The organism is Olleya sp. YS (assembly GCF_029760915.1).
In the GTDB taxonomy this organism is placed as follows: Bacteria; Bacteroidota; Bacteroidia; order Flavobacteriales; family Flavobacteriaceae; genus Olleya.
The window spans coordinates 1,242,095-1,254,158 of record NZ_CP121685.1; the positions used below are offsets into that span (position 1 = coordinate 1,242,095).

Below are 12,064 nucleotides of genomic sequence, written 5' to 3' on the forward strand. Positions count from 1 at the left end.
GTTGTTATACAAAAATATTATAAAATCATTTTGATACAAGTCCAGAACAAAAAAAAGCGCTCTATAATTTAGAGCGCTTTTTGTTATGTTAATTTGATATCAAATTGTGTCAAGTTTTTAAAAGCTTGTAAGCGTTTATATACTTCTTTGTCTGTTAAATTAAGCATGCGCTCTGTCCCGAATTTTTCCACACAAAACGAGGCTAAGGTCGAACCATAAATTACAGCGTTTTTCATGTTTTCAAAACTGGTATCTCCTGTGCTTGCTAAATATCCAGCAAAACCACCTGCAAACGTATCACCTGCTCCAGTTGGATCAAAAACTTCTTCTAATGGTAACGCAGGTGCATAAAACACCTCGTCATTATGAAATAATAACGCACCATGTTCTCCTTTTTTAATAACGACATATTTTGGACCCATTTCATGTATCTTTCTTGCAGCCACTACTAAGCTATATTCTCCTGATAATTGTCTAGCCTCTTCATCATTAATAGTAATTACATCAACGTTTTTTACGACAGATTTTAAATCGTCTAAGGCAATGTCCATCCAAAAGTTCATGGTATCTAAAATTGCCAACTTAGGCTTTGTTGTCATTTGGTCTAAAACACTTTGTTGTACAGAAGGATGAAGGTTACCAAGCATCACGATTTCAGCATCTTTATAACTATCTGGCACAACAGGATTAAAATGTTCTAAAACATTTAATTCTGTAGCTAAGGTGTCACGAGAGTTCATATCGTTATGATACTTACCACTCCAGAAAAAAGTTTTTCCTTCTTTAACAATTTCTATACCATCTATATTTATACCTCTAGTTGTTAAAAGGTCTAAATACTCTTGAGGGAAATCTCCACCAACAACAGAAACTGCTGCTGCATCAACATTAAAATTAGACGCAGACAACCCTATATAGGTTGCAGCTCCACCAAGAATTTTATCTGTTTTACCAAAAGGTGTTTCTATAGCATCAAAAGCTACAGTACCAACAATGACTAATTTGCTCATAAAAGCGTTTTAAATTAAGGCGCAAATATACGATTTTTATGGAGTAATTTAAGGAAAGATTGTATTAGTTACTTTCTACCAAAATCTGCAGGAATTTCTCCCCAAGCTTTGGTTTCCCATTTAACTAGTGTTGTCGTGTAAGTATTGGTTTTTAGCCAAGTAACTGCGCGATCTACTAAATCAAAAACTGGTTTATTTTTTTTATTACGTTCTAGTTTAGAGTTGCAATGCTTTTTCTTCACCCAACTTATTGCAGTTTTAGAGTCTGTGTAAATAAGTTTATCACTATTACGTTGTTTTAAATAAGCCAAACCATGGACTATAGCGAGAAACTCACCAATATTATTTGTGCCTTCCTCAAAAGGACCTTGAATAAATAATTGTTTTTTGGTTTTGGTGTCAACTCCACGATATTCCATAATACCAGGATTACCAGAAGAAGCTGCATCTACAGCAATAGAATTATAGTTAGGTTGTCCTATTTTTTTAAGCTGAAGCTCGCTCAACTCACTTTTAAAGGTCTTGTCTTTACCTATATAATCTTTATAGTTGCCTTTTAATGCTTTTTTTGCTGCTTCAAAAGTGGCGAAAGATTTATAAATAGCACCTTGATAGTCTTTAATTTGGGCTTTGCAATCGTCCCAAGTTTCAAAAACACCAGTGTGATGTCCTTTCCAAACGGTATAATATTTCTTCTTCTTTTTACTCATCCTTCGTTACTACAAAAGCGGGAATCATTTACTTATTTAATAGTTTTTCAACGACTTTTGGAAAATGTTCCATTTCTAATTCATGAATTTTTTCAGCAACATCTTGAGCAGAATCTGATGATTTTACTTCACATTTTGCTTGAAAAATAATAGCACCTTTATCATAATGTTCATTTACATAATGAATGGTGATACCTGTTTCAGTTTCTTTTTGATTGACAACTGCTTCATGGACATGCATGCCATACATTCCTTTTCCACCAAATTTTGGAAGCAAAGCAGGATGTACATTAATAACCTTATTTGGGAAGTGCTTTAAGATGTTTTCTGGGAATTTCCATAAAAAACCAGCTAATACAATTAAGTCTGGATTAGAAGATTTTAAAACATTTAATACATCTTCTGTTTCGATAAATGCTGTTTTGTTAAATGATAACGCGCTTACTTTTAGTTTTTTACAGCGATCTAGTACTTTGGCATGAGGATTGTTAGTTAGAACTTGAATAACAGACGCATTGTCGCTATTTTGAAAAAACCTTATTAAATTTTCAGCATTACTTCCGCTACCGGACGCAAAAATTACTACACGTTTCATTTTCTAGTTTCAATGTTAAAATCTTCAAACAAAAAAAGCAATAATTATTAACAATTACAGGCTTAAATTGAAATTCTTCAATTTAAATAATTAAATTAGTAGCACATTTTTTAACTAAACGTGTGTTTTAAATTAAAGTTTTTTATTTTTGCCACTTAATTAAAACTAAAAAAATTAAAATTATGTCAGACATTGCATCAAGAGTAAAAGCGATTATCGTAGACAAATTAGGTGTTGATGAAAACGAAGTTGTAACAGAAGCTAGCTTCACTAACGACCTAGGAGCAGATTCATTAGACACTGTAGAATTAATCATGGAATTTGAAAAAGAATTTGATATCCAGATTCCAGACGACCAAGCAGAGAACATTGCAACAGTGGGTCAAGCTGTATCTTATATTGAAGCTGCTAAATAAGCACAATAATTTATGGAACTTAAGCGAGTAGTAGTTACAGGTTTAGGCGCATTAACACCAATTGGAAATACTAAAGACGAGTATTGGTCTGGTTTAATTAGTGGTAAAAGTGGTGCGGCACCAATAACTTATTTTGATACTGAAAAGTTCAAAACCAACTTTGCTTGTGAGTTAAAAAATTTCGTGGCTACAGATTTTCTAGACAGAAAAGAAGCACGAAAAATGGATAGGTTTACACAGTACGCAATGGTCGCGTCAGACGAGGCTATTGCGGACTCAAACCTAGACTTAGAAACTGTCAATAAACTTAGAGTTGGCGTTATTTGGGGAGCTGGAATTGGTGGATTAGAGACTTTTCAGAATGAAGTGTTAAACTTTGCTGAAGGAGACGGAACACCAAGATTTAATCCCTTTTTTATCCCAAAAATGATTGCAGATATTGCTCCAGGAAACATTTCTATAAAAAATGGTTTTATGGGTCCTAACTATACTACTGTATCTGCTTGCGCATCTTCTGCAAATGCTATGATTGATGCCCTAAACTATATTCGTTTAGGACATTGTGATGTTATCGTTACAGGAGGTAGTGAAGCTGCTGTGACTATTGCAGGTATGGGAGGATTTAACGCTATGCATGCTTTATCTACCAGAAATGATAGTCCAGAAACAGCATCAAGACCTTTTGATGCTACTAGAGATGGTTTTGTTTTGGGTGAAGGTGCAGGAGCTATTATATTAGAAGAGTATGAACATGCTAAAGCTAGAGGCGCAAAAATATATGCTGAGGTTTTAGGAGGTGGACTATCTTCTGATGCCTATCACATGACAGCACCACATCCAGATGGAATTGGTGTTATTGCTGTAATGAAAAATTGTCTTGAAAATGCTGGATTAAAACCAGAAGATGTAGACCATATTAATACACATGGTACGTCTACACCTTTAGGAGACGTCGCAGAATTAAAAGCAATTAAGGAAGTTTTTGGCACACATGCCAAAAATATAAATATCAATTCTACCAAGTCAATGACTGGTCATTTGTTAGGTGCTGCAGGAGCTGTAGAATCTATTGCTGCTATTTTAGCAATGGAACACGGTATTGTGCCACCAACTATTAACCATACAACCGTTGATGAAAATATAGACGCTGAACTAAACTTAACTTTAAATAACCCTCAAAAAAGAGATATAAAAGTTGCTATGAGCAATACTTTTGGATTTGGAGGTCACAACGCTTGTGTATTGTTTAAAAAATTAGATTAGTTATCCGAATGAAGCGCATTCGAAACATATTTAATTCCCAGTCTAAAGACCATGGGGATTTTTTTATGTCTATTTCTAAAATCTTAAAGTTTAAACCTAAAACAATTAAGCACTACCAAACAGCTTTTACACATCGTTCCATGAACATAAAAGATGGTAAAGGACACATTATAAATTACGAACGTCTAGAGTTTTTGGGTGATGCCATGCTTAGTGCTGTTATTGCTCATCATTTATATATGGAAGTACCAGGAGGTGATGAAGGGTATTTAACTAAAATGCGATCTAAAGTGGTAAGTCGTGAGCATTTAAATGAATTAGGAAAAGACCTTAGGCTAATTAAATTAGTACAAAGTAAAATACCAAAAGGGCAATTTGGAGATAACATACATGGCAATTTATTTGAAGCTTTAATAGGAGCCATCTACTTAGATAGAGGCTACAAATACTGTGAAAAATTTATACAAAAACGTGTTATTAACCCATATGTAGATATTGAAAAACTAGAAGGTAAAGTCATTAGTTACAAAAGCTTATTAATAGAATGGTGCCAAAAAGAAAAAAAGATTTTTGATTACCATGTGTATGAAGATACAGGTAATGATGATGTTAAACATTTTTCAGTAAAATTATCCATAAACGATAAAATTGTAGCCAAAGCTAGAGCAACATCAAAAAAGAAAGCTGAAGAAAAAGCTTCAAAACGCGCTTTTTTTGCATTACAAACTCAAATTTCTAAAGCTGGCTTTATTTAATAGTTAGCCATTTCTATTTAAACTTAAAAGTCAAGTTTTTACTATATCGTTTTCGTAACAATTTGTTGTTAAGTTTAAGTAAAATAGAGTGTAAGTAAGTGTTTTAATGCTATATTTACATTTAATTTGCTAACTAAAATGGCTGTTAGAAAACTCTCTTTAGATGATTTTTTAGAAGAAGAGCATTACGCATTAATAGGTATTCATTGTGTAATAGAAGATTATCGTTTGGCTTTTTTAATTAATAAAATATTGGACATCAATCTTAAAAGAAAACTAGATGATGTAACCAATCCTAGCCTTAAGACTGCGTACTCCATTTATGAATGGGTTGATCAAAAACAACTAACAACTTACCATTTAGTAGCCAACACTTGTAAAGTTCAACATAACAATTTGGAACAACTATCAAACTCGTTATTTGGAGAAGATACAGCAGGCGCAAATCATTATTATTTGTTGCCAGAATACAAAAAGGTGAATTACCTTCTTAAAATAGAAACAGAGTTTCAGAACAAAGAAAAAAATATTTTAAATAAAATTCTAAAGATTCCGCAGGTTGTCACAGCATACAGTATCGCTGTAGACACGTTAAAATCTAAAGACAATTTAATATTCAACTAATGCCAAAAAGAAAAAAAACCAAGATAGTAGCCACTTTGGGTCCAGCAACCAGCAGTAAAGAAGTCTTAAAAGGTATGTTAGACGAAGGTGCTAATGTATTTAGAATCAACTTTTCTCATGCAGATTATAAAGACGTTGAAGAACGTGTACAAATGATTAGAGAGTTAAACGAAGAGTTTGGTTATAACGCTTCTATTTTAGGAGACTTACAAGGACCAAAACTGCGTGTTGGCGTTATGAAAGGAGAAGTCATTGTAAATCCTGGAGACGAAATTATTTTTGCAACAGGAAAAAAGTTTGAAGGCACCAAAAAGCGTGTTTATATGACTTACGATAACTTTCCACAAGATGCTAATCCAGGAGAGCGTATCCTTTTAGACGATGGAAAATTAATTTTTGAAGTCGTTTCCACAGATAAAAAAACTGAAGTTAAAGCCAAAGTCATACAAGGCGGACCTCTTAAATCTAAAAAAGGAGTTAACCTTCCAAACACCAATATTTCACAACCAGCTTTAACAGAAAAAGATATCGAAGACGCTATTTTTGCTTGTAAACTAGGTGTAGATTGGATTGCTTTATCTTTTGTACGTCATGCAGAAGATTTAATGCAATTGGAAGAGCTAATTAAAAAACATAGCGAGCATAAAATCCCAATTATAGCAAAAATTGAAAAACCAGAAGCAGTAGAAAATATAGATAAAATTGTAGCCTATTGCGACGGATTAATGGTAGCGCGTGGAGATTTAGGAGTAGAAATCCCAGCAGAAGAAGTGCCATTAGTGCAAAAAAAGTTAGTGCTACGTGCAAAACGCGCCAGAATACCAGTAATTATAGCAACCCAAATGATGGAGACTATGATTACTAGTTTAACACCAACACGAGCAGAAGTTAATGACGTTGCTAATAGCGTAATGGATGGTGCAGATGCAGTGATGTTATCTGGAGAGACTAGTGTAGGAAGTTATCCTGTGCAAGTCATTCGTCAAATGTCTAACATTATAAAAAGTGTAGAAGATTCGGACTTAATTAAAGTACCACAATCACCACCTCATATTCGTACTAAGCGTTACATCACAAAATCAATTTGTTATCACGCAGCACATATGGCTAATGATATTGATGCTAAAGCCATTTCAACATTAACCAATAGTGGTTATACTGCGTTTCAGATTTCTGCTTGGCGACCAAATACGCATATTTTAGTATTTACTTCAAATAAGCGTATTTTAACACAGTTAAGTTTACTTTGGGGAGTTACAGCCTTTTATTACGATAAGTTTGTTAGCACAGACGAAACCATTGAAGACGTTAACGCAATAGCTTGTAAAAAAGGATTTTTAGAAGTAGGAGACATGCTAATTAGTTTGGCAGCAATGCCTATACAAGAAAAAGGAATGGTTAATACGTTAAGAGTAACAGAGATTACTAGTTGTAGTTTCTAGTTTGTCATTCAAAACGAAGTGAATAATCTCTTTTTGAGCGTTACAACAAGGGTCGCGCTATTCACTATATCTTTTTTGCGCATAAGCGCGCACAAAAAAGGATGTCGTTTTTATCGCTAACGCTTAACTAATGATAGTATTAATAATTAAAACCAGTTATAGAGATATAGCTGGTTTTTAATTTAAAACTCAAAACGTAATTGGACACTCACCTCTTTGTCTTTTGTAATAGGCTTAGCTTTCTTTTCAGTATTTAGATTAGATAAAGAAATACCTAATAAACGCACAGAGTTACTCATTTTTTCTTGGTACAACAACTCTTTAGCGGTTTCTAAAATAACAGCTTTATCTGCAATAAAATAAGGCAACGTTTTACTTCGTGTTTGTAAGGTAAAATCGCTATACTTTATTTTAAGCGTTACAGTTTTACCAGCTACTTTGCTTTTGCTTAGGCGTCTAGCCACTTCTTCAGCAATATGGTCAAGCTTTTCTAACATAAACACTTCAGAAGATAAGTTTTCGCTAAAAGTACGTTCTGCAGCTAAAGATTTTCTAGTTCTGTTTGGTTTGACTTCACTATTGTGGATACCTCTAACAATGTAATAGTATGATTTGCCAGATTTTCCGAAATTTGCTTCTAAATACTCTTTAGATTTAGATTTTAAATCTTGACCAGTAAAAATGCCCTTTTGATACATTTTTTCGGCAGTTACTTTTCCTATTCCGTAAAATTTTCTAATGTCTAAAGCCTCTAAAAAGTCTAAAACCTCTTCTGGATTTACTGTTTTTTGTCCATTAGGTTTATTGTAATCGCTCGCAACTTTGGCTACAAATTTATTAATGCTAATTCCAGCAGAAGCAGTTAGTCCAACTTCGTTAAAGATTCTAGCTCTAATTTCTTCCGCAATAAGCGATGCGCTTGGATTTCCTTTTTTGTTTTCGGTAACGTCTAAATAGGCTTCGTCTAAAGATAAAGGCTCAACCAAATCGGTATATTCATAAAAGATTGCTCTAATTTTTTTTGAAATTTCGGTATAACGCTCAAAATCTGTTCTAACAAAGATTAATTCTGGGCATAATTTAATTGCTAACCTGCCAGACATCGCACTTTTTACTCCAAACTTTCTTGCTTCATAACTTGCTGCGCTAATAACACCACGTGTTCCACCACCTCCAACTGCAATTGGTTTTCCTTTAAGTTCTGGATTATCCATTTGTGCTACAGATGCGTAAAAGGCATCCATATCGACATGAATAATTTTTCTTATTGGTAAATCGTTTTGCATCTTGTAAATTTAGACATTAAATGTCTTTTATTTATTTCCTTTTAAAATGAAATAAAAATAAAACTATGATAGAAATAGAACGTAAATTTTTAGTCACATCCAATGCTTTTAAAACTGAAGCCTATAAAAAAACTAGAATTATTCAGGGTTTTTTAAGTACAAATAAAAAACGAACAGTCAGAGTGCGTTTAAAAGGCGAGCAAGGGTTTTTAACAATAAAAGGAGAGTCGTCTGTAAACGGATTATCAAGATATGAGTGGGAAAAAGAAATACCAAAAACTGAAGCAAAACAACTTTTAAAACTCTGTAAAAAAGGAGTTATTGATAAAATTAGGCATGAAGTTAAAGTTGGTAGTCATATTTTTGAAGTCGATGAGTTTTTTGGTAAGAATGAAGGTTTAATTCTTGCAGAAATTGAGCTAACCTCAGAAAAAGAATCTTTTTCAATACCCAATTGGTTGGGTAAAGAAGTCACTGGTGACATAAAATATTATAATTCGCAATTAAGTAAACATCCATTTACAAAATGGTAAAAATTATTATTATGAAACGATTAGTATGGATTGTATTAGTCATGTTAATGGCTTGTAAAAATGAAACAAAAGAAGTAACACCTACTTTAGAGGACGTAAAAACGGAAGTAAAACAAACATCTAAACAACTACTAGATTCTTTAAAATCTGAAGGCTTTGAAACTTTTGATTATGTTGATGAAAAAACAAAAGACACTATTATTATGCAACAGTATTTTATTGCTTTTTTAAAAACAGGTCCAATTAGAAATCAAAATGAAGAAGAAGCTACAATTTTACAAAAGCAGCATCGTGCACATTTAGGTAAAATGTATGATTTAGGTTATGCAGATATTTCTGGTCCTTTTGGTGATGATGGAGACATTAGAGGAATAACTATTTATAATGTTCCAACATTAAAAATGGCAGATAGTTTAGCCAATTCAGACCCAATGGTTAAAGCTGGTCGTTTGAAAATTGAAGTGCATCCATGGTGGGCAGCTAAAGGATATAGTTTACGATAACAAAAAAGCCTTACTAAATTAGTAAGGCTTTTTTTATGGTTTATAGTGTGTTTTGGTTGTAAACTATAAGTGTGTTTTTATTGTCTTTGTGGGCCACCACTAACAATAAAGAATTGGCTTCTTCTGTTTAGTTGGTGTTCTTCGTCAGAGCAAGGGTTACAGTCTACTGCTGGTTCTGTCTCACCACGTCCTGAGGCGCTAATTCTATTTGCATCAATTCCTTTAGAGATGACGTATTGTACTGTAGTTTGTGCACGACGTTCTGACAAGCCTTGATTGTATTGTCTTGATCCTCTAAAATCGGTATGTGAGGTCGCCTGTATCACTAAATCAGGATACTTGTTCATGACTTGTACTAAGTTGTCTAACTCAAACGCTGCGCGTGCTGTGATATTAGATTTGTCAAAGTCAAAGTATATTGGATTAAGTACCACACGCTCTTGTGGGATGACAATCTTCTCTATTGGTTGTAATCTTACCGTTGCTGCAACTTCTTCTTCATTACTTCCTGCGATAGCAACCTTGTTACTTTCATAACCATCCATAGTGACTTGTAACTCGGTATCTGTTTCACATTCTATTATGTATTCTACTTGTCCTTCTGCATTGGCTGGTTTAGAGGCTAACACGTTTCCGTTTGCATCTACTAAACTGGTTAGTGCACCTGCTAATGATTCTCCTGTTTTATCATCTAAAACAGTTCCTACAATTAGCACATCACATAATGGTTGTAGTTTTTTAATAGCGTAAATGTCATCACTACCTTGTCCACCTTCACGATTGGAAGAGACAAACCCTTCGCCTGTATCTTCGTTCATTCTAAATGCAAAGTCATCTCCATTACTATTAATTGGGATACCTACATTACGAATTGGTGCTACTTTACCGTCTATTTCTTTGGTGTAAAAGACATCCATACCACCTAATCCTAAGTGGCCTGTTGACGAGAAGTATAAGGTGTTGTTACTACTAATGTATGGAAACATCTCTTGGCCTTCTGTATTTACTTTTTGACCTAGGTTTACTGGTGTCCCTACATTACCATTGTTGTCTAACGTGGCTTTATAGATGTCAAACTTTCCAAAACCTCCTGGCATATCACTTGCAAAGTAAATAGTACGTCCATCTACACTAATAGTTGGGTTTTTAATGGAGTAGTTTGGACTATTGATTGGCAGTGCTTCTATTTGTGAAAAGCCATCACTTCCTTTTTTAGCTTTGAATAAGTGTAAGACACTATACTTGGTGTTAGACAGACTGTCTTTTTCGTAAATGTTTTCAAAGAAACTTTCTCTAGAGAAAAACATGGTTTTACCATCTGGTGTAAAGCTTGTTATCCCTTCGTGATACTTGGTATTGATTTCGTTTCCAAGAAGCGTCTCTCCTTGATAGGTTCCATCATCTGCTAAGGTGTACTGATAGATATCTAAGAATGGCTCTTCATTCCATCCATATTTTTTTCTATTATCATTTCTAGAGGTAGTAATATATAGTTTACCGTCTTGAAGGGTTCCTCCAAAGTCAGAATTACTACTGTTAAGCTCTAAGCTTTGTACGTTAAACTTTTTTCCTTTGTCTAATATTTTTGATAAATAATTTGGATTGGCTTTGTAGAGTACTGCACGCTCATCTGCTGGTCGCATGGATGCAAACTTATCCATTTGCGTATTAGAGGCTGCATACTTACCGTTAGCTTTTAACATCTCTGAATACTTCCACAGGGTTTCTGGCTCTGCATTACCGGCTTCAATTGCTTTAGCATACCATTTCTCGGCTTCGATAGTACTAAATATATTGTAGTTAGCTTCTGCTAATCTAGAATACACGTAGGCACTACCTTCTCCTTTTTCTACAAGTTTATTGTAGGCCTCAATAGCGTCTACAAATTGAAACTTAGCAAATAATTTATCGGCTCTTTTCGTCGCATTACTTTGGGCAATTACACTGGTACTGCTTAGTAGTATAGCGATTATAAATAGTTGTATTTTTTTCATTGTCTTGGTTAGCTTAAGGTTTAGAAATAACGTGGTGAACGTGATACTTTTCTTGGAAGGTTAATATCAAAATTAACAAAAATCTCATGTGAGGCATTGGTCACTACATCTAATTGAGATTGGATACTGTCATAGGCATAACCAATTCTTAAATTTGGTGCTACTAAAAAGTTAATCATCCCACTAAAGGAATCATCCAAACGGTATCCTGCTCCAACCTCTACAAAATCATACATAAACAGATTTAAATTAACATCAAAACTAAGTGGTGCATCAAATGCTATTTTGGCTAAAGCGTGTGGTTTTAGCTTAAAGTCTTCTGATAAATCAAACACGTAACCTGCTGCTCCAAAAAAGTGCTGTGTCTCTGATCCTATTTTAAATCCATTGGCATCTAAATGTACCGAGTTTAAAATATTTGGCATCGAGGCTGAGATATAAAATTTGCTTGGTTTGTAAAAATATAGTCCTGCTCCAATATTGGGTGTAATCTCGTTTATGTTTTGCGAGAAAAACGGATCGTTAGGATCTATTAAATCTAATCCGGTTAACCCAATGTCATGAAACGTGGCTCCTGCTTTTAATCCAAACGCTAATTTGGTACCTGTTCCTACTGGTATGGTGTAGGAGAAATCTACATAGGCATTGGTCTCGTTTACTGGTCCGACTTCATCACTTATTAAAGAGAAGCCTAAACCGACGTTTTTACCTACTGGCGAGTGGATGGCTAGAGTCCCTGTGGTTGGTGCTCCTTCCAACCCTACCCATTGGCTTCTGTATAGCGCGCCTATAGCGACACCATCAAATGAACCTGCATAGGCTGGATTGACCACATTCATGTTGTACATGTACTGTGTGTACTGTGGATCTTGTTGGGCTTGTACACCTATAAACACTAGGAATACGATATATACTATTTTTTTCATCTGTTAT

General features: G+C 34.3%; 13 protein-coding genes. 7 read left to right on the top strand and 6 right to left on the bottom strand.

All coding sequences use genetic code 11. The features are described 5' to 3' along the window. Nucleotides 1-83: 83 nt before the first annotated feature. The 3 genes from Ollyesu_RS05755 to Ollyesu_RS05765 all read right to left on the bottom strand — a co-directional run bounded on the left by Ollyesu_RS05755 (nucleotide 84) and on the right by Ollyesu_RS05765 (nucleotide 2,315). Nucleotides 84-1,010 carry a PfkB family carbohydrate kinase gene (locus Ollyesu_RS05755; protein WP_279302842.1) on the bottom strand — a complete coding sequence of 309 codons (927 nt, stop codon included), beginning with the start codon at nucleotides 1,008-1,010 and terminating at the stop codon, nucleotides 84-86. Between the two features lie 68 nt (nucleotides 1,011-1,078). After that, entirely contained in the window at nucleotides 1,079-1,720 is a 642-nt protein-coding gene (locus Ollyesu_RS05760; RefSeq protein ID WP_279302843.1) for a ribonuclease H family protein, read from the bottom strand. Between the two features lie 28 nt (nucleotides 1,721-1,748). Continuing rightward, nucleotides 1,749-2,315, bottom strand: coding sequence for a phosphoribosylglycinamide formyltransferase (locus Ollyesu_RS05765; RefSeq protein ID WP_279302844.1), 567 nt, complete (start codon nucleotides 2,313-2,315; stop codon nucleotides 1,749-1,751). A gap of 182 nt (nucleotides 2,316-2,497) precedes the next feature. On the opposite strand from Ollyesu_RS05765, the gene Ollyesu_RS05770 reads away from it, so the two are divergent. The 5 genes from Ollyesu_RS05770 (at nucleotide 2,498) to pyk (ending at nucleotide 6,815) form a co-directional block, all read left to right on the top strand. Continuing rightward, complete coding sequence (locus Ollyesu_RS05770; protein ID WP_013869581.1) at nucleotides 2,498-2,731, top strand: acyl carrier protein; 234 nt, start codon at nucleotides 2,498-2,500, stop codon at nucleotides 2,729-2,731. A gap of 12 nt (nucleotides 2,732-2,743) precedes the next feature. Continuing rightward, complete coding sequence (gene fabF / locus Ollyesu_RS05775) at nucleotides 2,744-3,994, top strand: beta-ketoacyl-ACP synthase II (RefSeq protein WP_279302845.1); 1,251 nt, start codon at nucleotides 2,744-2,746, stop codon at nucleotides 3,992-3,994. 8 nt (nucleotides 3,995-4,002) lie between these two features. Then, nucleotides 4,003-4,749, top strand: a complete 747-nt coding sequence (gene rnc / locus Ollyesu_RS05780; protein WP_279302846.1) for a ribonuclease III — start codon at nucleotides 4,003-4,005, stop codon at nucleotides 4,747-4,749. 138 nt (nucleotides 4,750-4,887) lie between these two features. Beyond that, the gene (locus Ollyesu_RS05785) at nucleotides 4,888-5,373 is read left to right on the top strand and encodes an IPExxxVDY family protein (RefSeq protein WP_279302847.1); all 486 of its coding nucleotides are present in this window, start codon (nucleotides 4,888-4,890) and stop codon (nucleotides 5,371-5,373) included. Next, a complete protein-coding gene (gene pyk, locus Ollyesu_RS05790; protein ID WP_279302848.1) occupies nucleotides 5,373-6,815 on the top strand; it encodes a pyruvate kinase in 1,443 nt (480 codons plus the stop codon). Before Ollyesu_RS05785 ends, pyk begins: the two co-directional genes overlap by 1 nt. A 182-nt stretch (nucleotides 6,816-6,997) precedes the next feature. Here pyk and dinB read toward each other — a convergent pair whose 3' ends face one another. Next, entirely contained in the window at nucleotides 6,998-8,101 is a 1,104-nt protein-coding gene (dinB, locus tag Ollyesu_RS05795) for a DNA polymerase IV (RefSeq protein ID WP_279302849.1), read from the bottom strand. 65 nt (nucleotides 8,102-8,166) lie between these two features. Here dinB and Ollyesu_RS05800 point away from each other — a divergent pair, with 65 nt between their 5' ends. Together Ollyesu_RS05800 and Ollyesu_RS05805 are read left to right on the top strand one after the other, a co-directional pair. Beyond that, the gene (locus Ollyesu_RS05800) at nucleotides 8,167-8,634 is read left to right on the top strand and encodes a CYTH domain-containing protein (protein ID WP_279302850.1); all 468 of its coding nucleotides are present in this window, start codon (nucleotides 8,167-8,169) and stop codon (nucleotides 8,632-8,634) included. 11 nt (nucleotides 8,635-8,645) lie between these two features. Continuing rightward, nucleotides 8,646-9,137, top strand: coding sequence for a hypothetical protein (locus Ollyesu_RS05805; protein ID WP_279302851.1), 492 nt, complete (start codon nucleotides 8,646-8,648; stop codon nucleotides 9,135-9,137). Between the two features lie 77 nt (nucleotides 9,138-9,214). Here the strand turns inward: Ollyesu_RS05805 and Ollyesu_RS05810 are convergent, their stop codons facing one another. Together Ollyesu_RS05810 and Ollyesu_RS05815 are read right to left on the bottom strand one after the other, a co-directional pair. Then, nucleotides 9,215-11,131 (bottom strand): OmpA family protein, encoded by a 1,917-nt coding sequence (locus Ollyesu_RS05810; RefSeq protein WP_279302852.1) that lies wholly within the window; start codon nucleotides 11,129-11,131, stop codon nucleotides 9,215-9,217. A gap of 20 nt (nucleotides 11,132-11,151) precedes the next feature. Next, complete coding sequence (locus Ollyesu_RS05815) at nucleotides 11,152-12,057, bottom strand: type IX secretion system membrane protein PorP/SprF (protein WP_279302853.1); 906 nt, start codon at nucleotides 12,055-12,057, stop codon at nucleotides 11,152-11,154. Nucleotides 12,058-12,064: the final 7 nt, after the last annotated feature.

Bases quoted from the DNA above. Each gene is read 5' to 3' on its own strand.
- Ollyesu_RS05810 (WP_279302852.1), bottom strand. From the start codon at position 11,131: ATGAAAAAAATACAACTATTTATAATCGCTATACTACTAAGCAGTACC.
- pyk (WP_279302848.1), top strand. From the start codon at position 5,373: ATGCCAAAAAGAAAAAAAACCAAGATAGTAGCCACTTTGGGTCCAGCA.
- rnc (WP_279302846.1), top strand. From the start codon at position 4,003: ATGAAGCGCATTCGAAACATATTTAATTCCCAGTCTAAAGACCATGGG.
- dinB (WP_279302849.1), bottom strand. From the start codon at position 8,101: ATGCAAAACGATTTACCAATAAGAAAAATTATTCATGTCGATATGGAT.
- Ollyesu_RS05760 (WP_279302843.1), bottom strand. From the start codon at position 1,720: ATGAGTAAAAAGAAGAAGAAATATTATACCGTTTGGAAAGGACATCAC.
- Ollyesu_RS05805 (WP_279302851.1), top strand. From the start codon at position 8,646: ATGAAACGATTAGTATGGATTGTATTAGTCATGTTAATGGCTTGTAAA.
- Ollyesu_RS05815 (WP_279302853.1), bottom strand. From the start codon at position 12,057: ATGAAAAAAATAGTATATATCGTATTCCTAGTGTTTATAGGTGTACAA.
- Ollyesu_RS05755 (WP_279302842.1), bottom strand. From the start codon at position 1,010: ATGAGCAAATTAGTCATTGTTGGTACTGTAGCTTTTGATGCTATAGAA.
- Ollyesu_RS05800 (WP_279302850.1), top strand. From the start codon at position 8,167: ATGATAGAAATAGAACGTAAATTTTTAGTCACATCCAATGCTTTTAAA.
- Ollyesu_RS05770 (WP_013869581.1), top strand. From the start codon at position 2,498: ATGTCAGACATTGCATCAAGAGTAAAAGCGATTATCGTAGACAAATTA.
- Ollyesu_RS05765 (WP_279302844.1), bottom strand. From the start codon at position 2,315: ATGAAACGTGTAGTAATTTTTGCGTCCGGTAGCGGAAGTAATGCTGAA.
- fabF (WP_279302845.1), top strand. From the start codon at position 2,744: ATGGAACTTAAGCGAGTAGTAGTTACAGGTTTAGGCGCATTAACACCA.
- Ollyesu_RS05785 (WP_279302847.1), top strand. From the start codon at position 4,888: ATGGCTGTTAGAAAACTCTCTTTAGATGATTTTTTAGAAGAAGAGCAT.